The 22,222-nt window shown below is 57.7% G+C and carries 21 protein-coding genes; 10 read left to right on the top strand and 11 right to left on the bottom strand.

Annotated elements, in window-relative coordinates:
* Positions 1-90 precede the first annotated feature (90 nt).
* Positions 91-1,842 carry a DUF1302 domain-containing protein gene (locus tag B9Z33_RS02135; protein ID WP_108285373.1) on the bottom strand — a complete coding sequence of 584 codons (1,752 nt, stop codon included), beginning with the start codon at positions 1,840-1,842 and terminating at the stop codon, positions 91-93.
* A 30-nt stretch (positions 1,843-1,872) separates the two neighbouring features.
* The gene (locus B9Z33_RS02130) at positions 1,873-3,246 is read right to left on the bottom strand and encodes a DUF1329 domain-containing protein (protein ID WP_108285372.1); all 1,374 of its coding nucleotides are present in this window, start codon (positions 3,244-3,246) and stop codon (positions 1,873-1,875) included.
* A 454-nt stretch (positions 3,247-3,700) separates the two neighbouring features.
* On the opposite strand from B9Z33_RS02130, the gene B9Z33_RS02125 reads away from it, so the two are divergent.
* Positions 3,701-4,396, top strand: coding sequence for a TetR/AcrR family transcriptional regulator (locus B9Z33_RS02125; protein ID WP_108285371.1), 696 nt, complete (start codon positions 3,701-3,703; stop codon positions 4,394-4,396).
* Between the two features lie 110 nt (positions 4,397-4,506).
* On the opposite strand, the gene B9Z33_RS02120 is transcribed toward B9Z33_RS02125, so the two are convergent.
* Genes B9Z33_RS02120 through B9Z33_RS02105 form a run of 4 tightly spaced genes read right to left on the bottom strand, consistent with a single transcriptional unit; the run spans position 4,507 to position 7,842 of the window.
* Positions 4,507-5,331, bottom strand: coding sequence for an SDR family NAD(P)-dependent oxidoreductase (locus B9Z33_RS02120; protein WP_108285370.1), 825 nt, complete (start codon positions 5,329-5,331; stop codon positions 4,507-4,509).
* 6 nt (positions 5,332-5,337) lie between these two features.
* Positions 5,338-6,339 (bottom strand): tripartite tricarboxylate transporter substrate binding protein, encoded by a 1,002-nt coding sequence (locus tag B9Z33_RS02115; protein WP_108285369.1) that lies wholly within the window; start codon positions 6,337-6,339, stop codon positions 5,338-5,340.
* Positions 6,340-6,368: 29 nt separating this feature from the next.
* Complete coding sequence (locus B9Z33_RS02110) at positions 6,369-7,430, bottom strand: 3-keto-5-aminohexanoate cleavage protein (protein ID WP_108285368.1); 1,062 nt, start codon at positions 7,428-7,430, stop codon at positions 6,369-6,371.
* Between the two features lie 22 nt (positions 7,431-7,452).
* Positions 7,453-7,842: a carboxymuconolactone decarboxylase family protein gene (locus tag B9Z33_RS02105; RefSeq protein WP_108285367.1), complete on the bottom strand. Its 390-nt coding sequence runs from the start codon at positions 7,840-7,842 to the stop codon at positions 7,453-7,455.
* A 109-nt stretch (positions 7,843-7,951) separates the two neighbouring features.
* Between B9Z33_RS02105 and B9Z33_RS02100 the strand changes: the two genes are divergently transcribed.
* Complete coding sequence (locus B9Z33_RS02100; RefSeq protein ID WP_108285366.1) at positions 7,952-8,932, top strand: AraC family transcriptional regulator; 981 nt, start codon at positions 7,952-7,954, stop codon at positions 8,930-8,932.
* Positions 8,933-8,953: 21 nt separating this feature from the next.
* Here the strand turns inward: B9Z33_RS02100 and B9Z33_RS02095 are convergent, their stop codons facing one another.
* On the bottom strand, positions 8,954-10,129 hold the full coding sequence (locus B9Z33_RS02095; RefSeq protein WP_108285365.1) for a serine hydrolase: 1,176 nt from the start codon (positions 10,127-10,129) through the stop codon (positions 8,954-8,956).
* 106 nt (positions 10,130-10,235) lie between these two features.
* Positions 10,236-11,066: an alpha/beta hydrolase gene (locus tag B9Z33_RS02090; RefSeq protein WP_108285364.1), complete on the bottom strand. Its 831-nt coding sequence runs from the start codon at positions 11,064-11,066 to the stop codon at positions 10,236-10,238.
* A 209-nt stretch (positions 11,067-11,275) separates the two neighbouring features.
* Here B9Z33_RS02090 and B9Z33_RS02085 point away from each other — a divergent pair, with 209 nt between their 5' ends.
* Together B9Z33_RS02085 and B9Z33_RS02080 are read left to right on the top strand one after the other, a co-directional pair.
* On the top strand, positions 11,276-12,982 hold the full coding sequence (locus tag B9Z33_RS02085; protein WP_108285363.1) for a sulfatase-like hydrolase/transferase: 1,707 nt from the start codon (positions 11,276-11,278) through the stop codon (positions 12,980-12,982).
* Positions 12,983-12,996: 14 nt separating this feature from the next.
* Positions 12,997-13,455 (top strand): cupin domain-containing protein, encoded by a 459-nt coding sequence (locus B9Z33_RS02080; protein WP_108285362.1) that lies wholly within the window; start codon positions 12,997-12,999, stop codon positions 13,453-13,455.
* A 37-nt stretch (positions 13,456-13,492) separates the two neighbouring features.
* On the opposite strand, the gene B9Z33_RS02075 is transcribed toward B9Z33_RS02080, so the two are convergent.
* Positions 13,493-14,467: a tripartite tricarboxylate transporter substrate binding protein gene (locus B9Z33_RS02075; protein WP_108285361.1), complete on the bottom strand. Its 975-nt coding sequence runs from the start codon at positions 14,465-14,467 to the stop codon at positions 13,493-13,495.
* A 168-nt stretch (positions 14,468-14,635) separates the two neighbouring features.
* Between B9Z33_RS02075 and B9Z33_RS02070 the strand changes: the two genes are divergently transcribed.
* Positions 14,636-15,544 (top strand): LysR family transcriptional regulator, encoded by a 909-nt coding sequence (locus B9Z33_RS02070; RefSeq protein WP_108285360.1) that lies wholly within the window; start codon positions 14,636-14,638, stop codon positions 15,542-15,544.
* Positions 15,545-15,583: 39 nt separating this feature from the next.
* On the opposite strand, the gene B9Z33_RS02065 is transcribed toward B9Z33_RS02070, so the two are convergent.
* Together B9Z33_RS02065 and B9Z33_RS02060 are read right to left on the bottom strand one after the other, a co-directional pair.
* Complete coding sequence (locus B9Z33_RS02065) at positions 15,584-16,198, bottom strand: CYTH domain-containing protein (RefSeq protein ID WP_108285359.1); 615 nt, start codon at positions 16,196-16,198, stop codon at positions 15,584-15,586.
* Between the two features lie 367 nt (positions 16,199-16,565).
* Positions 16,566-17,312 carry an aspartate/glutamate racemase family protein gene (locus tag B9Z33_RS02060; RefSeq protein WP_108285358.1) on the bottom strand — a complete coding sequence of 249 codons (747 nt, stop codon included), beginning with the start codon at positions 17,310-17,312 and terminating at the stop codon, positions 16,566-16,568.
* A 197-nt stretch (positions 17,313-17,509) separates the two neighbouring features.
* Between B9Z33_RS02060 and B9Z33_RS02055 the strand changes: the two genes are divergently transcribed.
* The 5 genes from B9Z33_RS02055 to B9Z33_RS02035 all read left to right on the top strand — a co-directional run bounded on the left by B9Z33_RS02055 (position 17,510) and on the right by B9Z33_RS02035 (position 22,197).
* Positions 17,510-18,700: an ABC transporter substrate-binding protein gene (locus tag B9Z33_RS02055; protein WP_108285357.1), complete on the top strand. Its 1,191-nt coding sequence runs from the start codon at positions 17,510-17,512 to the stop codon at positions 18,698-18,700.
* A 120-nt stretch (positions 18,701-18,820) separates the two neighbouring features.
* Complete coding sequence (locus B9Z33_RS02050; protein WP_108285356.1) at positions 18,821-19,696, top strand: branched-chain amino acid ABC transporter permease; 876 nt, start codon at positions 18,821-18,823, stop codon at positions 19,694-19,696.
* Between the two features lie 13 nt (positions 19,697-19,709).
* The gene (locus B9Z33_RS02045; RefSeq protein WP_108285355.1) at positions 19,710-20,642 is read left to right on the top strand and encodes a branched-chain amino acid ABC transporter permease; all 933 of its coding nucleotides are present in this window, start codon (positions 19,710-19,712) and stop codon (positions 20,640-20,642) included.
* Between the two features lie 11 nt (positions 20,643-20,653).
* Positions 20,654-21,427 (top strand): ABC transporter ATP-binding protein, encoded by a 774-nt coding sequence (locus B9Z33_RS02040; RefSeq protein ID WP_233252694.1) that lies wholly within the window; start codon positions 20,654-20,656, stop codon positions 21,425-21,427.
* A complete protein-coding gene (locus tag B9Z33_RS02035) occupies positions 21,424-22,197 on the top strand; it encodes an ABC transporter ATP-binding protein (protein WP_233252693.1) in 774 nt (257 codons plus the stop codon). The genes B9Z33_RS02040 and B9Z33_RS02035 overlap by 4 nt, the downstream gene beginning before the upstream one ends.
* Positions 22,198-22,222: the final 25 nt, after the last annotated feature.

The following is a 22,222-nucleotide window of genomic DNA, read 5'->3' as shown; positions in this document are numbered from 1 at the left end:
ATTCCACCGCGCCAAAGGCCGGTTCACATTTCAAGTAAGTGGGAAGAAATTTTTCCGGCCCTTAGGCCGAAAAAATTGGTTTCATGCAGATCAGAATGAGTAGGACATCGTGAGGCTCATGACATCGCGGTCGCTCATCAGGTTTTTCGTTCCACCACCAAAGAACGTGGTGTAGCCAATGCTGGCTTTGATCTTGTTCTGGTAATCAAAGTTGAGTGCGAGGGCGACAGCTTTTCGACCTTCCACAAATGGGATGGCGTTGGGACTTGTGCCTCGCACATCGTGAAAGAAATCGACGACTGGACTCATGGTCCAACCTGAATTCATGAAGTTGGCGTAGCTCAGGCCGATTTCAGCCACATACCCCCAGGAACCTTTGGTCGGCATGGAGTAATCGGTGATGTAGTAGGGTACAGCCCCCGAAAGGTCCAGATGGGGGTATTTTGTGTAAGCCACCTCAGCCATCACGTAGCCTTCAGCGGCACCCAATGCCCTGGTCAGTTCGGTAGGAAGGAAACGAAATGCTGTGGCTTGAATCTGGTATTTTTTCTCGCTCACGTAGCCATTGGATACGGCAGCTGTAGTGAACCCATTGGATTTTTCGTACAGGCTGTGTTTGCCGCTGAAAGGGACTGTGGGGTCAATCGCCACACTGTCCTTGGGTCGGTAGGATAACTCTGCGCCAAGGGCCCAATCACCCATTTTGGTGTTCATGGAAATGCCAAACAAATCCAGGTTTTCACCGTATTGTTCCAAGCCCGAAAGCCCGATGGCATTGGGTGTGCCCAACCCGTTTGATTTGTAACCTATGAACGGCATTTTGTCGTGATACCGCATGTAATAAGCGGCAAACTCGGAGTCGCTGGCGGCCGGTTTGTACCTCAGGTTGATACCGTACTGTCCGCCCTTCTGTGGTTTTTGCGTCTCAATCGGCACACGACCAGTGTCAACGCTGGCCATATCGCGCCCTCGGGTGGGATCAAAATCACCGCCTCCCAAGCCTGAACTGGTGGGGAGGTAGCCGCCACGTTTTCCGCCCGCTCCAACAAAGTCAGCCGTTGACCAAAAGGTGCCAGCGGGGTCGAGCTTCATGCCGTTCCATGCAAACTGGTAATACGCCTCTGTAGAGAAGCCTTTGCCAAGACTGGTGCTCAATGAAGCCATTGGGGCAGGTATGAAGATCTCTTTCAGTTGTGTGCCGGGGATATGGTATTTGCGCAAATCCAAAGCGTTGATCGAGTTGATGCCACCCAAGATGAAGATGTCTTCGCCCCAACTGATGACCTGATTGCCCAGCTTGAGCTTGGCTGAATTTCCACCCAGGTCCAGTTCTTTGGCTACCCAGAGGTCAAGCAAGGTGATGTCTTTTTTGAGGACATTCGCGGCTTCGTCGTCTAAAGGTGATCGAATGGTTTTTCGGGCTGACAAGTCGCTTGACCAAGTGAACCGCCCCAGCATGGACCAGTTGCCTTCTTCACGCAAAGACAGTTCATGTGTGCCTTTGACGACAGACGACACCACGGACCCTTTCCTGTAGTTCAGGTTGCCATCATCGGAGTTGGTGAAATTCATGTCGGGATTGGCCGTTGCTTCATCGCCATTGACCAGACCGCCCAGTGCGCCAGATGTGGGTGCGTTGCCGCCACTGTCGTTGCCAATCATCCGGGTGTTGGGCGATTTCAGCCGTTTTTGCATGCCAAAGCTGAGGGTGGAATCAAAGCTGCCCGTGATGCCGTTGTCCATCTCAAATTTGACGGCATGGGCCATGGGGCTCATGCTGGCTGTCAACGCGGCGCACACCCATGCCAGTTTTGTAGGTGCGAATTTGTTTTTGCTTTGCATTGTTTGTCTCCTGATCTTGTCGAGGTTTTTTTAGCGGTCGCCAAAACGACGCAGCTCTTCAGATTCGAATCGTTTGGCGTCAATGCGGCCTTCAGCACCTGCCAGCCAGTCCGTGTCTTTTGACGCTTGAGTAGCGTTTTCAGCGATGTAGCGGTTGGAGTTCAGATCCCAGGACATGAATTCCTGGCTGACACAGGCGCCCAGTTCGACAGCGGGGTAGATCGATGCTTCCATGACCCGCCACAATTTGCCTTGCGCGTCGTACTGATCGGCGTTGAGCAACATCCAAGAGTCCTCGTCCAAGTAAAACTCTCTTTTTGCGAAGACATGGCGTTTGCCGGCTTTGACGGTGGCTTCCACTTTCCAGACCCGATGGAGCTCGTAGCGCATCAGATCGCGCTTGGGGAACTGTCCTTCGTAGATGTCTTTGAGTGGGCGCTTGGCTACAAATTTAAAATTGTTGTAGGGCACATACATTTCTTTTTTGCCGACCAACTTCCAGTCATAACGGTCCAACTGACCCGAGAACATGGGATATTGATCAACTGTCTCAAGGTTTTCGTAACCGGGAATTGGGTTGTCATAGGCCATATTTGGCAAACGGCGCACCCGTCTTTGACCCGGGAAATACATCCACGCATCGTTGGGCTTTGACAGGAAGAAGTGGCCCAAGATGACCTCGCCTGCTCGGGCTGCTGGGCTTGTGGCGACATTCAGCAGCTTTTGCAAGACATCCTGAACGTCCTCCGGCGACCTGGCTTTGTTGGATGCAAAGGGCATCGTGACCCATTGGTCCTGAGTCAGGCTGTAAAAACTTCCATCGGGATTGATGAAGTTGGTTTGGTAATGTTCAATGCGACCCTCACCTTGCCAGCGCAATCGGTGATTCCAAACGGCTTCGGCACCATTGTTGGGGACGGGGAAGGGGAAGCCGCCGCCGACCGCCTGGACCAAGTTGTCTTGACCATCGGCCGTGAGCTTGGCCTGCGTTGCATTGACTCTGGTTTGGCCATAGACCGACTCCGGATAACCGCAACTGCGTCGGGTGGGATAAACATCCATCCGGTAACCCTTGCGGGTTTTGATTAACTCGATCTGACCCGCAGACAGCTTGTCTTTGTATTTGTCGACGTTGCTCGCATCAATGCTGTAAAGGGGCTTGTCTGCGGCGAATGGGTCGTTGCGGGTGTCGCCTGCTTTGTGTTTGCCCTTGGGCAAGCCACCGCTCCATTCGGGAATGGAGCCATCTTTGTTGCCCGATTTTTCTGCGCCAACGGGTGTGAGTTCTTTGCCCAACTTGGCGGACTCTTGTTCGCCCACGGCGGCCAGCAAGGCGCCCGTGGTGATACTCAGTCCAATGGTTAGGGCGAGCGTGCGCCATTTTGTGAAGTTCTGTGGGGTCATCGTTGATCTCCTTTTGTTGTTGATATCCGGCTTTTGGGCCCTCAGTGGCATGCATTTCCTGTTGTCTGTCATCCATCGGAGGCCCTTCGCTGCTGACGCTTGCGGGAGGGCAACATCGGGTTTTCGGCCATGCAGCCAGCGCGTTGAATGACTAAATGCGACAAACTGTCATGTTCATGTTAGCGGCTTGCATTTAATGTGACAAGTTGTCATATCTAATCGTTTTCCCTTATTTAATTTGGGGATTTAGAAGCCTGTGATGTGTCAATTTGGACTCGAATCACACTTCTTTTTCCATGCTTGACTTGTGCTGAACGTCACCAGAACGAGAATGAGTGCTGGTATGTCATGAAAAAAATGAGGATTTCAGCGTCGATTGAATACCCGCTACACCAGGTCCCCGTACGATCCACACCGTATAAAAACGTGTTCGATTCAAAAGGGTGAACGGGTTATGGTGAACAGCAAAAAAGCGTTCGAGATAGTGAATTCGGATTCGCCCTCCAAGGATGAGGGCTCTTCGCTGCCAAAAGGTGACAGTTTGTCAAGGCGCAAGCCTTCACAAGACAGATCCAAGGAGCGAATGGAGAAAATCCTGGTCGCTGCAGAAGCCTGCATTCTGGAGATGGGGGCGGCAAACCTGAAAATTTCCGACATTGCTGCGGCTTCGGGTATGGCCAACGCCAGCGTGTATCAGTACTTCAGCAATCGGGAAGAAATCATCCAGGCACTTTTGGAAAGATATCTGGATTATTTTTATGAGCAAAACACGCAACTTCTAGGGCCTGTAGACAGTGTTGAGGCGTTTCTTATATATCTTGAAGATGTTGTGTATGGCTACCATGACTACGTTAAATCCAATGCAACCTATAGAGCCATCTGGATGGATTCTCAAGGTTGGGCAGAGCTAAGAGCCATAGACAGAAAAGACAACATACGTCTTGCCCATGCCTGGGTAGAAAAAGTCATGGAGTTCGTGCCGGATTTAAAAGCCGATAAGGCGCCGAATGTGTTTCTGACCTGCATTGAAACAGGCGCACACATGACACGAGTGTCCGTTGAAAGTGGTGGACGGGTTGAGCGGATCATGATGGACGAAATGATTGCCATGGTCAGAGGGCATCTCAGCACATTTCTGAGAGACCACTGATTTTTAGACGTGACAGCAGCTTGCGAGGGTATCAACTACCTGAATGTCAAGCGCTTTGATGGCGAACCGAATAGCATGTGGATGGGTGCGCTGGATATTAAAACCAGCGCTCAGATCACAAAGCCGCCGTTGGGGCTGATGACCTGGCCGACCAGGTAATGGTCTTGCGCCGCCAGAAATACGGCCACATTGGCGTATTCCTCCGGGCGTCCGAGTCGACCGCTGGGGACTAGCTGGTAAAGACTATTTTTCTGGGCTTCGTTGGCGTTGTCCAGATACGACTCGAACGGTGGCGTGAGCACGCCGCCGCAGGCGATGGCGTTGACGTAGATGTTGGCCCCGGCCACATCCAGCGCCGTGGTTTTCGTCAGGCTGATGACGCCCGCCTTGGTGGCCGAATAGCCCGGGCTGTGCGTGCTGCCTGCACCCAGCCCGGCAATTGACGCGATGTTGATGATGCGGCCGGATTTTTGGGGCTGCATGAAGCGCAAGGCCGCACGGGTGCAATAAAACACCCCGTGCATGTTGACGCCCCACCACTTGAGCCAGTCCTCGTCGGACAGCGAGGCGATGATGCCCAGCGCCTGGCGGGGCATGGGCGTGGTCATGTAGGCGTAGTGCTGGTTGCGGCGTTCGGTCTCAGCGGGCGAGCTGGGAATGCGTGCCGCGTTGTTGACCAGCACATCCACCGTGCCAAAGCGCTGGCCTGCGAGGGCAAACATGTTGTCGACCGCCGCGCTGTCAGAGACATCGCATTCGAGCGCCAGGCAGTCTGCCCCCAAGGCCTGCACCGCCGCTTGTGTGGCGTGCAGGGCGTCCATGTTCACATCGCAGATGACCAGTGATGCGCCCTGCCTGGCCATGGCTTGCGCGATGGTGCCGCCCAGGCCCAGTCCTGCCCCGGTGACCAGCACCACTTTGCCTTGCAGCTGCATGGTGCTTTACTCGGGCTTGTAGTTGACCGACTTGAGCATGGCACCCACCGACTCGTAGTCCTCCTGCAGGCTTTTGGCCATTTGTTCGGGTGTGGGCGGGTTTTGGGTGTTCACGTTCAGGCCCACGGCCAACAGGCGGTCACGCACGGCCGGTGTGGCCAGGGCCTTGAGCGTTTCTTCGCGGATGCGTTTGAGCGCGGCATCGGGGTGGCCGGGCACGGCCCACAAGCCCATCCAGGCGGTGCGGGTCATGTCCTTGAAACCCAGCTCGGCCAGGGTCGGCACATCGGGCAGGGCGTGCGAACGCTGGGCTGAGGTGACGGCAAAGGCGCGCAATTTGCCGCCCTTGATGTTGGGGATGGAGGTGGCCAAACCGTCAAACATGAACTGCACCGAGCCGCCCATCACGTCTTGCAAGGCGGGTGGCGAGCCTTTGTAGCCCACATGGTTCATGTCCAGGCCCGCCAGTTTGTTGAGCTGCAGCCCCATCACATGCGACATCGTGCCCGGTGTGTAGGACGCGAAGTTGATCTTGCCCGGGTTGGCTTTGACGTAAGCGATCATTTCCTTGAGGTCTTTGGGCGGCAGTGAGGCGTTGCCGACCAGCACCAGGCCGCTGCCAGCCAACTCCACCAAAGGCTTGAGGTCCTTGAAGGGGTCGTATTTGGGCTTGATCGAGTAAGGCAGCTCGGTCACCAGCGCGTTGACCGACAGCAGATAGGTGTGCCCGTCCTTGGGGGCTGACAGCATGGCATCCATGGCGATCGCGCCGCCCGCACCCGGTTTGTTGTCCACCACCACCGGCTGGCCCATGCTGGTGGACATGGCGTTGCCCACCAGGCGGGCAATGATGTCGGCCGTGCCGCCTGCGGGCGCGCCGACCACGATCTTGATGGGGCGGTCGGACAGCGGCTGCGCTTGCACGCCGAGGCTGAAAGCACTGAGCGCCAGCCCCACTGAAAGCAGTGCGCGGCGGGGTGCAGATGAAGGGCGTGTGGTGGTGTTCATGTTTGTCTCCTGTGTGTTTAGGGTCGGGATCAGGCGGTCTGGAAGTGTCGCACCGGGGTGCCGCGCTCACCAGGGCGGCGGTTGGGGGTGTAACCCAAGCGAGCCAGGGTGTCATTGGTGTCTTTGTAGAACTGACCGATCTGGTAAATCTCGCGGGCTTCATCGCCGTTGGCAATGTCGCGGTTCAGCAGGCGCGCCTGCTTGACCATGTGCTCGATCTGTTGCACCGAGCTCATGCGTTCGCGGTGGGGGCCATTGAGGGTGTCTTCGATGCCGCAGCGCACATGCAAACCCAAGGCAATCGCCATGGCGGTCATGGGGTAGACATGGCGGTTCAGGGTTTCAAGGGTCAGCACAGCACCATCGGGCACACGGCGCACAAATTCCAGCATGTCGGCCGGGTTCAGTCCAGCCAAGCTGCCACCGATGGCGACGTAATTCAAAATCAGCGGGCCGCAGTAGTGCCCACGGCGGATCAGCCGCTCGACCGATTCGAGCTGGTGGACGTGGCCCAGCATGAAGTGCGGCTGAATGCCCGCAGCCACCAGGCGGCGAATGTGTTCCGTGTACCAGCTGGGGTTGGACGGAACGACCATGTCCTGGTACGCGGCCTGCAGTTGCGGGTTCTCGAAAGAGGTGCCGGTGAAGTCGCCGTCCATCATCAGGTCCATGATGTTCATCTGGCTGGTGTTCACGGCCACCGTGACCTGGTCGGGCTTGGGGTTCAGATCGGCCAGCATGTGCCGGGTGTCGTCTGACAGCCATTTGGCGGCCTGGCCATCGTCTTCGGGCGCAAACGAAATCGAGCCACCGACCTGCAGCACCATTTTGGGCACCGCCTCGCGCAGGCGCGCCAGCATCTCGTTGAACATCGACAGGCGCTTGCTGCCCTTGCCATCGGCTTCGCGCACATGCACATGCAGCACGGTGGCGCCCGCGTTGTAGCAGTCCACCGCTTTCTGGATTTGCTCGTCCATCGTGACGGGAATGTCATCGCTGTCGCCGGGAATCCACTGAGGCCCATAAGGCGCGACCTGGATCACGAGTTTTTGCTGGTTTTCGGGCAAGAGGGCGTCGTCAAGAAAATGCATGAGAGTGACCTTTTTAAAAAATTCAGGTGGGGGTTTGGGTTTGGCGGGCGGCAACTTCTTCGAGCAAGATCGGCGCGCCCATGCTCATGGTGTGCACACCGAGCACGGACGTCAGCTGCAGCACCGCCGCGATTTCTTCCTTTGTCACGCCCAGCTCCAGAGCCTTGCGGATGTGTGTCCGCACGCCGGGCGCATACATGTGGGTGCAGGACGCGTCCACGGCAATCGCAATCAATTCGAAAGTCTTGGGGTCCAGCACATGCTTACCGTGCAGTCCCATGTTCAAAAACTTTTCCATCCAGACTTTGTCGACCTCGGCGATCGGGTCCCAGTTGGGGTTCCAGTGGCCGTTGGCATGCAGGGCATCGCTGATGGGCGTTGGGGGCAAATTGGCGGTGTTGGGCGTGGACATGTGCGTGTGTGGCGTTTTGAAACTGCAGCCAGTATTCAAAAAACGGGGACATGCCAATTGACAAAACGGGACATTGACTTACCATTTTGGGACTTTACGGGAATCCCCTATGTCCACCCTGATCCGCAGTGCCAGCTTGACCAATTTCACAGAAATTGCGCAGCAATGCGGCCTGGAGCCGCTGACGCTGGTGCGCGCCGTGGGTTTGCCTGCCAAATGCCTGAGCGATCCGGACTTGAAGATCGACACCAACGCGGTGGTGCGGCTGCTGGAGATGGCAGCCCGCGAAGCGGCAGAGCCCGCATTCGGCCTGCGCATGGGCGAGTCGCGCAGGTTGTCCAATCTGGGGCCTTTGGGCTTGCTGCTGCGCGACGAGCCCACTTTGCGCCATGCGCTCGATGCCATCGTTCGCCACATCCGTGTGCACAACGAAGCTTTGGTGATCCAGATCGAAGAAGCGGACACGCTGGTCCTGATTCGCGAGGAGTTCGCGATGGACCTTTCCGAATCACGGCGGCAGGCGGCGGAGTTGGCTATGGCCGTGACCTACCGCATCTTGAGCCTGTTCATGGGTGCAGCATGGCGGCCCCGCCTGGTTTGCTTCTCTCACGCAGCGCCCGCCAATCGCGCGACACACCACCGTGTTTTTGGCGACCAGGTGGCGTTCAACCACGAGTTCAATGGCTTGATGTGCAGCCAGTCAGACCTGGACCAGCCCAACCCCAGCGCCGACCCAGTGATGGCGCGCTATGCGCAGGAGTTGGTGGCATCCAAGGCGGTGGATGCGCCCTCTTTCACGCACCAGGTGCAACAACTGATTTTGCTTTTGCTGCCCTTGGGGCAGTGCACCGCCGATGTGGTGGCGCAGCATCTCGGCTGCGATCGCCGCACCATCACGCGGCGACTCGCGGCAGAAAACAACGGCTTCCATCAGCTGGTCGATGACCACCGCCGCCGCATCGTGGGCCAATACCTGCAAGACAAATCCAGACCGCTGGCCCAGGTGTCCAGCTTGTTGGGATTTTCGGCACCCAGCGCGTTCTCGCGGTGGTACCGTGACCAGTTTGGCGCCCGTGCGCGTGATGCTTGAGCGCGCTGGATTGGAGGCAAATTACAGCAGCGCCGCGTACACCAAGTCGCGGAAGAGCGGCCGATAGTAATCGCGCTGGTTGGGCGCCTGAATCATCAGCATCGCATACATGTCCAGCGCCGGGTCCACAAAGAAGGTGGTGCCCGCGATGCCGCCCCAGTAATACAGACCCACCGAGCCCGGCACAGGCGACACGCCCAGTTGCGTGCGCACCGCAAACCCGAGGCCAAAACCGTGGCCAGGCGGCAGCAATGTGCCATCGGCCGGAATGCTGCCCAGGTGGTCAGCGGTCATGAAGTCCACCGTGTGCGGGCCCAGCAGGCGCACGCCGTTCAGCTCGCCCCGGTTGCGTAGGCACTGCAAAAAGCGGGTGTAGTCCATGGCGGTGGACATGAGGCCACCGCCGCCGCCCTCCATGGCGGGCACTTGGCGTGGCTCCAGTACTTTCATGGGTACGCCACCATCAGGGTCGTGCGCAAAGGGCTCGGCAATGCGGTGCTGCTGCGCGGTCGGCACGGCAAAGCCCGTGTCCACCATGCCCAGCGGGCCAAAAATCTCGGCTTGCAAAAATGCGCCCAGACCTTGGCCGCTCACCACCTCCACCAAGCGCCCCAGCACATCGGTGGCGCGGCTGTAGGCCCACACGGTGCTGGGCTGGAACTGCAAAGGCAGCGCGGCCAGCGTTTGCGAGAACTCGGCGTTGGTCCGCTCGCGCGAGGCGATTTTCACTGTGCCGTATTGCTGCTGCACGGGCGATGTGCCCAAAAATTCATAGGTCAGCCCGGCTGTGTGGCGGAGCAGGTCTTGCACCGTGGGCGGGTTGCGCACCGGCTCCAGCCCCTGGGCGGTGGCCACCTGTTGCTTGGCATATTCAGGCAACCAGCGGCTGACCGGGTCGCTCAGCAACAATTGCCCGCGCTCGACCAGCATCATCACCGCCACCGAAACCACCGGCTTGGTCATCGAATAGATGCGGAAAATGCTGTCGGTCTGCATGGGCGTGCCCTTGGCCGGGTCTTGCTGGCCCACGGCCTCGAACAAGGCGATTTGCCCGCGTCGGGCCACCATGGCCACGGCACCGGGCAGTCTGCCGCTGGCCACTTCGCGGCGCAGCACGTCCATTAGGCGCTGCGTGCGGTCGGGGCACAGGCCGACATCGGCAGGCTTTGCAAAATCCAGGGGTTTGACAGTGTGCATGGGGACTCCAATTTTTGGAGTCGTTTGTACATCACAGTCTGGCGCCAAGGTATCGCTTGGGTAACAGCAGCTTGTCGGCCCATCCCGGTGCTGCTCTCATGATCCGTCAAGCAGGGTGCGCCCAATGCTGGAGTGTTTGTGCAACCAGACCATCGGACGCTGTGACGTATTCCAGCACCGAAAAATGGTCGGCCTGGGCGACAGCCGAGCATTGCGCCACATTGCCTTGAAGCTGCCACAAACGCGCCATGTCCTGGCTTTGGGCGTGAAACGCCGGGGTTTCGGTATCGCCCCACACGAACAAGGCCGGGGCTGCGCCTGGGCGCGCACGGTGTGTGGGTGAGCAGGCCTTTGCCGATTCGGCATCGAGTTTCAGGCGGGTGTTGAGCGTGGTGTCCAGCAGAGGCTGGAGGTCGTACACGCCGCTGATGGCCACGACACCTGCAATCGGGAGCGGGGCTGCGGCAGTGGCTTGTTGCAAGGCCAGCTCGATGGCCAGATGGGCACCTGCGGAATGACCGCAGAGCACGATCGGGCTGGGGCGCCCTCGTTCGCTTTGATGGGCGGCCACTTGTTGCAAAGCCTGCGCAACCGAGGCCACGATGTCCGCTATGCGCACGTCGGGGCACAAGGGGTAGTTGACCAGGGCCATGTCCCAGCCCATGGCGTTGAAGGCGGGCGCCAAAAATCGGAACTGCGATTTGTCGCGTGATTGCCAGTAGCCTGCATGCAGATAGACCACGGTGCCCAGTGCCTTGGCCTCGCTGCGGCGCACATCCACCACTTCCCGTGCATGCGGTCCATAAGCCACATCCAGCTCCCAATGGGGGAGTGACAAGGCTTGGGCATTGTGTGCTTCAAAGTTGGCCAACAGATCGCCAAAACTGGGCCGCATCTGGCCTGTGACGTACTGAAATTCGGCGGTGTGGTGGGGCATGGTGTGGGGCTGGGTTCGGGTCGGGTGTGGCCCTCAGTTTATTCAGTTCAGCGGGCTGGGTGTGCATCTCTGGGCTCTGTCAAGGCGGATTGAAATTCAAGCCGATAACTCTGGGTAATCGGCTTCAAAAAATGCGATTGGATGGTGGGGGCGTTTGTACCTAGCATGGGTCATCGATCATTTGCGCCTGCGCACCAGGCTTCGCCGTCATGAAACGCGTCAAGAACATCCTCTTCATCATGTGTGATCAGCTGCGTGCCGATCACCTGTCTTGCTATGGACACCCCAAGCTGCAGACACCCCATCTGGATGGGCTGGCCCAGCGGGGCGTGATTTTTGACAACGCCTATGTGCAGTCGCCCGTGTGCGGGCCTTCGCGCATGAGCTATTACACCGGTCGCTACATGCAGTCGCATGGTGTGAGCTGGAACTTCGTGCCACTCAAGGCAGGCGAGATGACACTGGGCGATCATCTGCGGCCTCTGGGTGTGCGCTCGGTGTTGATTGGCAAGACGCACATGCGTGGCGACTCTTCTGGCATGTCGCGTTTGGGCATCGATCCCGAGTCCCAGATCGGTGTCCGCATCGCCGAGTGCGGTTTTGACCCTTACGAGCGCGATGATGGCATTCACCCGTTTTCTGGCCATGACCCCGACCCCAACTACAACCTCTACCTGCGCAAGCAAGGCTTCGGGGGCGACAACCCTTGGGAGGAATGGGCCAACACGGTGGTGGACGAGCAAGGTCAGTTCCGCTCGGGCTGGTACCTCAAGTACAGCCATCTGCCTGCCCGCATCCCGAATGAACATTCCGAGACGCCCTACACCACACGCCGGGCCATGGACTTCATGCGCGAAGCAGGCGATCAGCCCTGGGTCGCGCACTTGTCTTTCATCAAGCCGCACTGGCCCTACGTGGTGCCCAAGCCCTATGCAGGCATGTACAAACCCGAGGACGCCCTGCCCGTGGTGCGGTCCGAGGGCGAGCTCAAGGACCCGCATCCGGTCTATGCCGCCATGACCCACCACCGGGTTTCGCGCACCTTTGCCAAGCCCGGCGTGCGTGATGCGGTCATGGTGGGTTACATGGGCCTGGTCAAGCAGATCGACGACGAGATGGGCAAGCTCTTCGCCTTCATGGAAGAGCGCGGCCTGATGGACAACACTATGATCGTGTTCTGCGCGGACCATGGCGACTTTCTGGGTGACCACTGGCTGGGCGACAAGGAGCTGTTTCATCAGCCGGTGGTGCGCACCCCGCTCATCATTTACGACCCCGATACCCGTGCAGACGCCACCCGGGGCACGCGCTGCCAGGCCCTGGTGGAGGCGGTGGACATCGCGCCCACATTCCTCGATGTGTACGGAGGTAACCCTGTGCCCCACATCATGGATGGCCGCTCTCTGCGCCCCTGGCTGTTTGGCCTGACGCCGTCTGATTGGCGCGAGATCGCGGTGTGCGAATGCGACTACGCGTTCCAGGATGCCCGCATCGAATTGCAGCAGCCGCCGATCGAGGCCTGGATGCGCATGGCCTTTGATGGCCGCTGGAAATATGTGCTGTGCGAAGGCTACCGTTCGATGCTGTTCGATCTGCAGTCCGACCCCCATGAGCTGAACGATTTGGGTGCCTCGGCCGATCCAGAGCATGTGCGCCAACGGGCGAGGTTGCACGAAGCCCTGTTCGAGTGGGCCCGACGTCCTCGCCAGCGTGTCACGGTGTCCGACGAGATGATCGAGAACACCGAAATACAGGCCCGCATTGCCGAAAACGGCATCCTGATCGGGTATGCCGACGAAGACGATTTGCGGGCGCAGCGGCAGACCTTCAAGCCCCGCTATGCGAGCCACAACCCGTTGGTCAAGGAGGCGCTCGATCGCCTGACGGGCCAGCACGTCACCACCGAAAAAGCCTGAAACCGGAGACCCTCATGAGCCCCACTGTCCAATTGCCCGATTGCGACCATTCCCCGACCGGCATCGATGGGGTGACCTGGAACATCATGGGCCAGGTCTACACGCCCAAACAGTACGACGAGCAGCAGTTTGTCTGGCACGCCACCTTTCCGGAAGAAAGCTTTGTGCCGCCGCACACGCACCCCGAGCAGGACGAGTACCTTAGTCCGCTCAACGGGTCGGTAGATGTGGTGATCAACGGTGTGCGCAGCACGGTGCACGCGGGTGAAGTCGGTCACCTGCCCAAGGGCATTCCACATGCGTTCTACAACAACAGTGGCAAGGTGGTGCAAGCCATTTTCTGGGCTGAACCTGCAGGCGAGTTGCCCGCTTTGTACCGTCGCATTCACAACATCGCCAACCCGCGCAAGGTGACAGAAATTGCACCTGAATTTGGGGTGGTGTTCGAGCCGCCGATTTCATCGGCCAATTAATGCCAGTGGCCCGGCTCTGTCGGGCCACTTGTGGAGATCAGCTTGGCCGCAACCCGGTGGTGCGCACAAACTTGCCCCAGTGATCGAGCTCTTTGCGGATCAGGTCCGCAAAGTCACTGCTGGGGTGGGGCGGGACCACCGACATGCCCAGATCGGCCAGCTTGGCCCGCAGCTCACTGGACGCCAGCACCTGGAACAACTCCTGGTTCCATTTGTCGACGATGGCTTTGGGCGTACCAGCCGGGGCGACCAGGCCCTCCCATTCCTTGAGCTCCACCCCGGACACACCCGCTTCGGCGAGTGTGGGCACGTTGGGTAGAGCGCTCAGGCGCTGTGGGCTGGTCACGGCGATTGCACGCAATTTGCCGGAGCGCACCAGCGCGGCCGCCGTGGGCACGGTGGCAAACATGGCGTTGATCTGGTTGCCCATCAGGGCCGACACCGCTTCGGCAGGGCCTTTGAACGGGACATGCGTCATCTTCACGTTGCTGGCTTGACAGAAGGACTCGGCCACCAGATGGGCGGGGGAGCCGTTACCGCCTGACCCGTAGTTCAGCGCATTGGGTTCGGCCCGTGCGCGGTTGACCAGGTCTTGCAGGGTCTGAATGTTAGACGATGCGGGCACGACCAACACGTTGTAGAGCCAGACCAGGTTCGCGATGGGCGCAAAGTCTGTGGCCGTGTTGTAGGGCAAGGGTCCGATGAGTTCGGGCAGCACGGTGTGAGTCAGGAACATCACGCCCATCGTGTAGCCATCGGGCGCTGAACGGGCCAGCGCTTGCAGGCCGATCATGCCGGTGGCACCGGGCCGGTTTTCCACAATCACGGGCTGCTTCCAGTTGCGGCCCACGGCATCGGCCAAGTGACGCGCCAGCACATCCGGCGGGCTGCCCGGGGGCAGGGGGACGATAATCCGAATGGGTTTGTCAGGGTAAGATTGTGCCCGTACAGGCAGGCTGGCCAGCAGCGGTGCAGCGGCCAAGTGTCCGATCAGTTGTCTGCGTTGAATCATGTCTCCATCCTTGTCTTTTTGTGGCTCTGGGCCGGTTGGGTGTTGCTGGGACCCTGAGTGGACACCGCCACAAGCCAACCCAAGCCATGCTATCGGCGCGCTCAGCGGACCGCCAATCGCATTTGGTGAAGACGATTACCATGGGTTATCAGAAAAAGGGGTTTTTCGATGCGATTGCAACAACTCCAGCTGCTGCTGACCCTGGCCCAGACCGGCAGCATGCGGGCATCGGCGGCCAGCATGAACGTGACGCAGCCCGCCTTGACCAAGGCCCTCAAGCAACTCGAAGACGAATTCGGGGCCGCCTTGGTGGTGCGCTCGCCCAAGGGCGTCCGGCTGGCCCCTGCAGGTGAAATGCTGGCCGCGCGTGCGGCCACCGTGGTGCGCGAGATCGAACGTGCTCGTCAGGAGGTGGCGGCCTTGACCAGCGACAGCCAGACCACGCTCAGCGTGGGCATGTCACCCGCAGCAGCCTTGATGCTGGCGGCGAACGCGGTGTCGGCCTTCCAGTCCCGCTGGCCCCATGTGCGTGTGCATCTGGTGGATGCCCTGTACCCCAAAGCCTTGCAGCAACTGCGCTCTGGCGAGCTGGACATGGCGCTCGGTCCCTTGCCGCCCGCAGGCATCGGGCGGGATCTGCAGGCTGCTCCACTCATCGACAGCCCATCGGTCATCGTCGCCAAGCAGGGGCATCCCTTGGCCCAAGCGCGACGGCTGGATGATTTGAGCGGTGCTTCGTGGTTGCTTTCGGGGCCGAGGCTGGGGCCAGGTGACCCCGTGCATCTCGGCTTTGAGCAGCGCGGGCTGGCAGCGCCCAAGGTCACGGTGGATTGCGAGTCGTTCTCGACCTTGCTGGCCGTGCTGCCCAGCATGGACACCTTGGCCATCGTGCCTGAGCGGTTTTACGCCACACACGGTCCCCGCATGGGATTGGTGGCACTGAGTTTGCAAGAGACCTTGCCGTCCACCACCATCCATATTTTTTCGCGCACGGACGCGCCCTTGTCCTTGCCCGCGCAGCGCCTGCTTGATACTTTTTTGCAGGAGTCCACGTTGCTGCGCGAGGCCAGCGCTTGATGAGGGTGCTTGCCGTGTGCGGTCAGGCGCGGGGGCGCGCTAGCGCGAACGCTGCCAAAGCGCCATGCCCTTCTGCGCTTTGCTCGCATCGCTGGGGGTGAGCTTGGCGGTGCCTAGCGGTGTTTGCCGCAGCACATCGGCCAGCGCCATCAATGCGGATTCGGGGTCGCTGAGCAGTTCAAGCTCCAGCTCCAGCAGTGTTTCTTGCCGCTTTGTGCCGGGCACATGAATGAGGCCTTGATCGAGTGCCACTTCGATCTGGGCCTCCGCGTGGGCAATGAGCCAGCGCTGCCGTTGAAAGTCGGTGCAAAACAGCGCTTTCAAATGTGGCCGCAGCGCCATCAGATCGGCTGCAAGCGCCTCGTCTTCCACCAGAGAATCGAACTGCAAAGCACCTGGCGTGGTCGGCCCTTCCCACTCTTGCCTGCGCGAGAGACCGTTCTCGCTCTGTCCCGCCGTCTTGACGGTCAGCAACCACTGATCGTCTGCCAACCGTTCGCGCACCGCCATGCGGCGTTTGTGCAGGGCCAGGTCGGGCGTGTCGAAATAGGTGTTGAGCAGGCGCTGCGTGCTGCTTGGCGTCCTCAGCAGCGGGTGAGTCAACAGTCGCGGCAGGTCTGCCTCAGGCAGGCTCAGTTTGAGTTCGGTTTCCATGGATCGAGATGGTACCCAAGGACGCAGACCAAGAAGTGGTTTGACTGGGCGCACTGCAAGCTACAAAAAGCCCATCAAAGCCAAAGCCATCGCCGGTATGTCAGTAATTTGTGCACCACGTTGTCCCAACGCGTGGCGGGGGCCAGCCCTTGGCTCATATCATGGCCAAAGAGCTCGTGCCCCAGCACGACAGTAACGATCATCCTGATGGCCGTGAGTTAGTCAAGGTTCGGTTCAGGGCGAAGCTGTGGATGTTGCAGGTCTGACGAACCGTGTCAATGTGTGGGCGAGTGACGGTGTTTGTCACCTGAAGCCACGTCTTTAGACTGTTTTGAGAAACAGTGGAGCCACATTTCGCAAGGGCATTTCAGGATGGCTTGACCTGAGGTGCCAGGTGACAGAGTTTGCCGGTATAGGGTTTGGGAAGAGGCAGGGCGTAGTCTCCTTTTTTGCTGGTGCCCAAGCGTAGACGCACCAGAGACTCGACCATCAGCACAGCCGACGTCACACCATCGATCACGGGAACCCCCAGATCTTCCGACAAGCGGTTGCACAAATCGGTCATGCCGGCACAGCCTAGGACGATGGCTGCGCTGCCGTCCTGGATCAATGCTGTTTTGCATTCATCCAAGATGGTGGCATAAGCATTGCTCAAGGGGTTGTCCAGCTCCAACACGGCAATGTCGCAGGCGCGCACTTTACGACAGTGGCTACGAACCCCATATTTATCGACCAGATGTTCGGCAATGATCACCGTGCGCGTGAGGGTGGTGACCACGGAGAAACCCGTGGCCAAGTAACTGGCTGTACGCATGGCTGCTTCTGCAATGCCGACCACGGGGCCTTTCGCGATTTCGCGTGCGGCATCCAGTCCCGGATCACCAAAGCAGGCGATCACATAACCATCTACACCTTCTGCCTCGCCTTTGCGAATTTCCTCCAGCAAACCTACAGTGGCCATCGCTTCGTCATAAAAGCCTTCGATTGACACCGGTCCATCAGCTGGTTGTGCAGCTTGAATCAGTACGCCGGTTCCCGCCACACTCTGCGCAGCCATAGCGACCAGCTGGGTCATCGAGGCGGTGGTGTTGGGGTTGATGACCTTGATTTTCATGCGAAGTTCTCTTTTCGAATGTGGCTGGGTTAGGGTAAATACTTGTCTCGTTTGCAAAAGTGTAGGCTACATTGCATACGATCGCAAATCATTTATGCACACAAAAAAACTGATTTGTTGTTTGCATAAATTATTTCGATGCGTTGGATTGGCTGACGATCAATTTGTTGTTCTCTCACTCTTAAAGGACTGAAGATATGAAAAAACGTTCGACTTTGCGAATCGTGGCGCTGGCTGCCATTGCACCAATTTGGTTGATGACGGCTGCGCATGCACAAGAAGTACTCAAAATTGGTGTGAACGGTGTGATGTCTGGCGAAGCCGCATCCTGGGGGCTCGTCAACAAGTACTGTGCGGAAACCACTGCGGACATGTACAACGCCAAAGGTGGTGTTGAAATCGGTGGCAAGAAGTACAAAATTGAAGTGGTGGGTTTGGACGATAAAAACGATCCCAAAGTCTCGGTGACCAATGCCGAGAAGCTGACCAGTCAGGGCATCAAATACATCATTGGTCCGAACATTGACACCACGGCCTTGGCTGTGAAGCCGGTGATGGAACGTGCCAAGGCATTGCACTTCCCCTATGCCTTTGCCAAGGAACTGTACAAAGCACCGGCCAATGCATCGGTGCTGGGCATGGTGGCCAGCTACCAAGTTGGTCCGATCATTTATGAGTACCTGAAAACCAAAAAAGGCGCCAAGTCGATCGCTTTCTTGGCACGCAATGAATCAGATGCCAAGAACCAACAGATCGAAGGCGTAGAAGCGGCCAAAAAACTGGGTTTGAAAGTGGTTGCCGAGCAGGACAGCTATGAACCCGGAACCAAGGACTTCATGCCGGTGATGACAAAGATCATCAAGACCAAGCCGGATCACATTGTGCTGTCAGGTGTTGCGCCTGCCGATGCACCTTTGTTGAACAAGGCCGCGCGTGACCTGGGTTTCAAGGGCACCATTTCCACTGAAACTGGTCAGGACTCCAAGATACTGGCGCAGGTGGCAGGCGACAAAGCCAAAGGTTTCATGAGCGTGGGCGGTGCATCAACGCCGTCGATTCAATCGGATTACATGAAAGAGTTTGTTGGGGCTTATAAAAAGCGCGTAGGCGAATGGAACGACGAAGCCGGCACCAAGGTTTATGCGCTTGAGTTGATCCTGGCTGTGTTCAAGAAAAACCCTGCTGCAGTCAATGACGTTGAGGTGTTCAAGAAAGAAATGGCAACGTTCTCGATGACCAATCCCTTTGTCAAAGGGGGCGCAACCAAACTCGAATTCACCGGCAATGCAGACTTTGGTCGCCGCAGTCAGGTGGGGGTTCCTTTGGTTGTGAATGAGTTTGATGGCAAGGAATTTCAGACACTGTTTGTGGGCACGATCAAGAACTGACAGGCGGTGACTTCCATGGACTCGGACGCGCGCCCGAGTCCATTCTCTTGCTTTCGAATCGCGCCTGCTACAGACCGATTCGAAAGCATTGTCTCTCTTTGCTCGCTAAGGTTTTAAACCATGCTCCAAGTGATGGTCAATGGATTGGTCCTGGGATGTGTGTATGCACTCATTGCCCTTGGACTGACCATGGTGTTTTCAATCATGCGCGTCGTGAACTTTGCCCACGGGCAAATGTTCATGCTCGGTGCATTTATTTGTTATTACGTGTATGGCCAATTCGGTATGCCGTTTTGGTTTGGACTGCTGAGCGCAGCAGCTGCATTGGCGATGGTGGGTGTAGCGTTCAACCGGTTTTTCTTTCAACCGGTTCTGGCCAATGCCACCCGTGAAGAAAATTCCATGCTCATGGCGGTAGGAACCGCCTTGCTGCTGGAAAACCTGGCGTTGACAGTTTTTGGTGAAAAACAGCGTGGTGTGCCTGCTGTGGCGGATGGTGTCTGGGTGTTTGGCGATGTGGCTGAAGGCGGCGTGATCCTGACGCATGCGAATGCGTTGGTAGCAGCTTTATCGGTGGTCTTCATTGTGGCGCTGCTCTTGTTTGTGCAGTACACCCGTCCTGGCCGGGCGTTGCGTGCTGTGGCGCAAGACAAAGAAGCTGCGCGGTTGCAGGGCGTGAATGTCAAAGCCACCACCACATTGGGGTTCGCCATCGGGGCCGCCCTGGCGGGTTTAGCGGGAGCCTTGTTGGTCACGGTCTATGGTGTGAATTCGGGGGTTGGAACGGGTTACTCCACCAAGGCTTTCATCATGATCATGATCGGTGGTGCAGGCGTCACATCCGGTGCCATTGTGGGAGGCATCTTGTTAGGGTTTGCAGAGGCGATTGGTTATGACCTGTTGCCAGGTAGTGTCACGTACTTGCTGATTTTTGTCGGGATGATCGTGTTCCTGATCTTCAAGCCCAATGGGCTTTATGGCAAGCCTTGGGGTTGAGGGAGAGATACAGATGAAAATTCTGAACCAACGCGATGGTGTCATCGCCATTGCTTTCTTGGCACTGCTGGCGGTCATGCCGTTATTTGTGGGCGATTCACGGTACATGTTGTCAGTGCTGATGAACTGTGCAGGTCTGTCCATCATTGCTTTTGGGGTGTGGATCACTTTCACCATCGGGCGCATCAATATTGGGCAGGCAGGTTTCGCATTGATTGGGGGCTACACCACTGCCATCGTGTTGTCAAAGCTGGGATGGAGTTTCTGGTTGGCTTTGCCAGCGTCCGCCGTGGTCGCTGCCTTGTTGGGTGCCGTGATTGGCAGTGCCATCCTCAAGCTTAAGGGGATTTATTTTTCAATGCTCACGATTTGTCTGACCGAGTCGATCCGGCTGGCATTTCTGAATGGTGGCGATCTCACGCAAGGCAGTAAAGGCATCACCGGTCTGGCGCAACCCTTTGCGACCGATTCGCCCCTGCCCATGTATTACCTGGCGTTGGCACTGTTGGCTGTGGCGCTTTTGATCACATGGTGTGTGCACTATTCAAGGTTGGGGCGCATCTTTCGCGCCATGCGCTTGAATGAAGACTTGGCGGAGAGTTTTGGCACGGATGTGTGGCGCTACCGGGTTCTGGCGTTTGCCATGGCTTGTGGTTTGGGTGGGTTAGGTGGTAGCTACTTTGCCGTGTTCACTCAGAGTGTTTACCCCCAAAGCTTTACGGTTGAACACAGCATTTATTACATGCTCTTTTGTTTTTTGGGTGGGTTGGAATACGCCAGTGGCGCCATGATCGGCGCGTTTGCCCTGACCATCTTGTTTGAACTGCTGAGTGAGTTCCAGCAATACCAGACCTTGGTGTATGGGGTCTTGATGATTGCCGTGATTTTGCTTATGCCCAATGGCCTGATGTCAATCCGTGCCCGTCAGGAAGGAGTCCGAAAATGAGTACATCCATTTTGGAGGCACGTCACATCACTAAGAGGTTTGGTGGGCTCACCGCCAATGAAGATGTGAGTCTGCACTTGTCTGGAGATCCTGGTCAGGTGGTGTCGGTGATTGGACCTAATGGCGCTGGTAAAAGTACTTTTTTCAAAATGCTTTCGGGGTTTTTAACCCCCACCAGCGGTCAGATTTTGCTGCTTGGGCAAGACATCACGGGCATGAGCCCGCACAAAGTGGCGCGATTGGGATTGGTTCGCACTTTTCAGGAGACCACCATCTTTCCTGACCTGACCGCGATGGAGCATGTTTCTTTGGCGCATCAACTGCACCGCACCGCCTCTGATCTGGAGGTGGTGTTGCGGTTACCGCGTGCACGACAGGATGAGCAAGTCCTGGCGCAAAGTTCACGAGACATTCTGGCGCTGATGGAACTGTCGGCCAGTGCCGATACCCAGGCGCGCTATCTGCCCCAGGGTTTGCTGCGATTGCTGGGTATTGCCATGGGATTGGCTGCCAAGCCCAAAGTCTTGTTGCTGGACGAGCCTTATGCCGGATTGAATCCTGAGGAAACCGATCGCGCCGTAGCCATCACACGAAAGATCGCTGCTTCCGGGGTGACTGTGTTGTTGGTGGAACATGACATGAAAGCGGTCATGGCCATCAGCGATCGCATTCACGTGCTTTATTTCGGCAAGAAAATTGCAGAAGGCACCCCTGAAGAGATTCGAAACAATCCCCAGGTGATTGAAGCCTATCTGGGCCAAGAAGATGAGGAGTTGGGCCTGTGATCACACCATCCCCAATATCAGCCAATGGTGGCGACAGCAGCGAGCAACCGCATCTGGCGCTGAGCTCTGTTTCGCTGCGTTACGGCGAAGTGCGTGCGCTTGAAAACGTGACCCTCAAAGTCCCGCGCAGCAGCATCGTTGCCTTGATCGGGGCCAACGGCGCAGGCAAGTCATCGGCATTGCGGGCCATCACAGGATTGCGGCCTGTGATGGCCGGGGAGGTCAAGATCAACGGCCAGGTGATCAACAGCCCGACACATACCGTTGCAACACACGAGTTGGTTCGGCAAGGTGTGGCCATGGTGCCGGAAGGTCGGCATGTGTTTCCCTACATGAGCATCAAGGACAACTTGCTGATGGGGGCCTACACCCGCAACGACAAAGCAGAGATAGCCATTGACCTGGAGAAGGTCTGTGAGCGTTTTCCAAGGCTCAAGGAACGTTTCCATCAACAAGGCTCCAGTCTGTCTGGGGGTGAGCAGCAAATGGTGGCCATTGGCCGGGCGCTGATGGCAAGACCCAAATTGCTGCTGCTGGATGAACCGTCTTTGGGCATTGCACCGCAAGTGATTCGTTTGATCGGTCGCAGTCTGATCGAAATCAATCAGCGCGATGGCATCACCATTGTGCTTGTGGAGCAAAACAGTCGGATGGCATTGGCGCTTTCTTCCTATGCCTATGTCCTTGAAACAGGGCACGTCGCACTGGAGGGTGATTCCAAAGCACTGATGACGAATGACCATGTCAAGCGTCTTTATCTCGGAGGCTGATAGGATTAGTCATCCTGGGAATGAC

The sequence above is a fragment of the Limnohabitans sp. T6-20 genome (genome assembly GCF_003063505.1).
GTDB lineage: Bacteria > Pseudomonadota > Gammaproteobacteria > Burkholderiales > Burkholderiaceae_C > Limnohabitans_A.
This window is presented reverse-complemented; position numbering and strand designations above follow the sequence as displayed.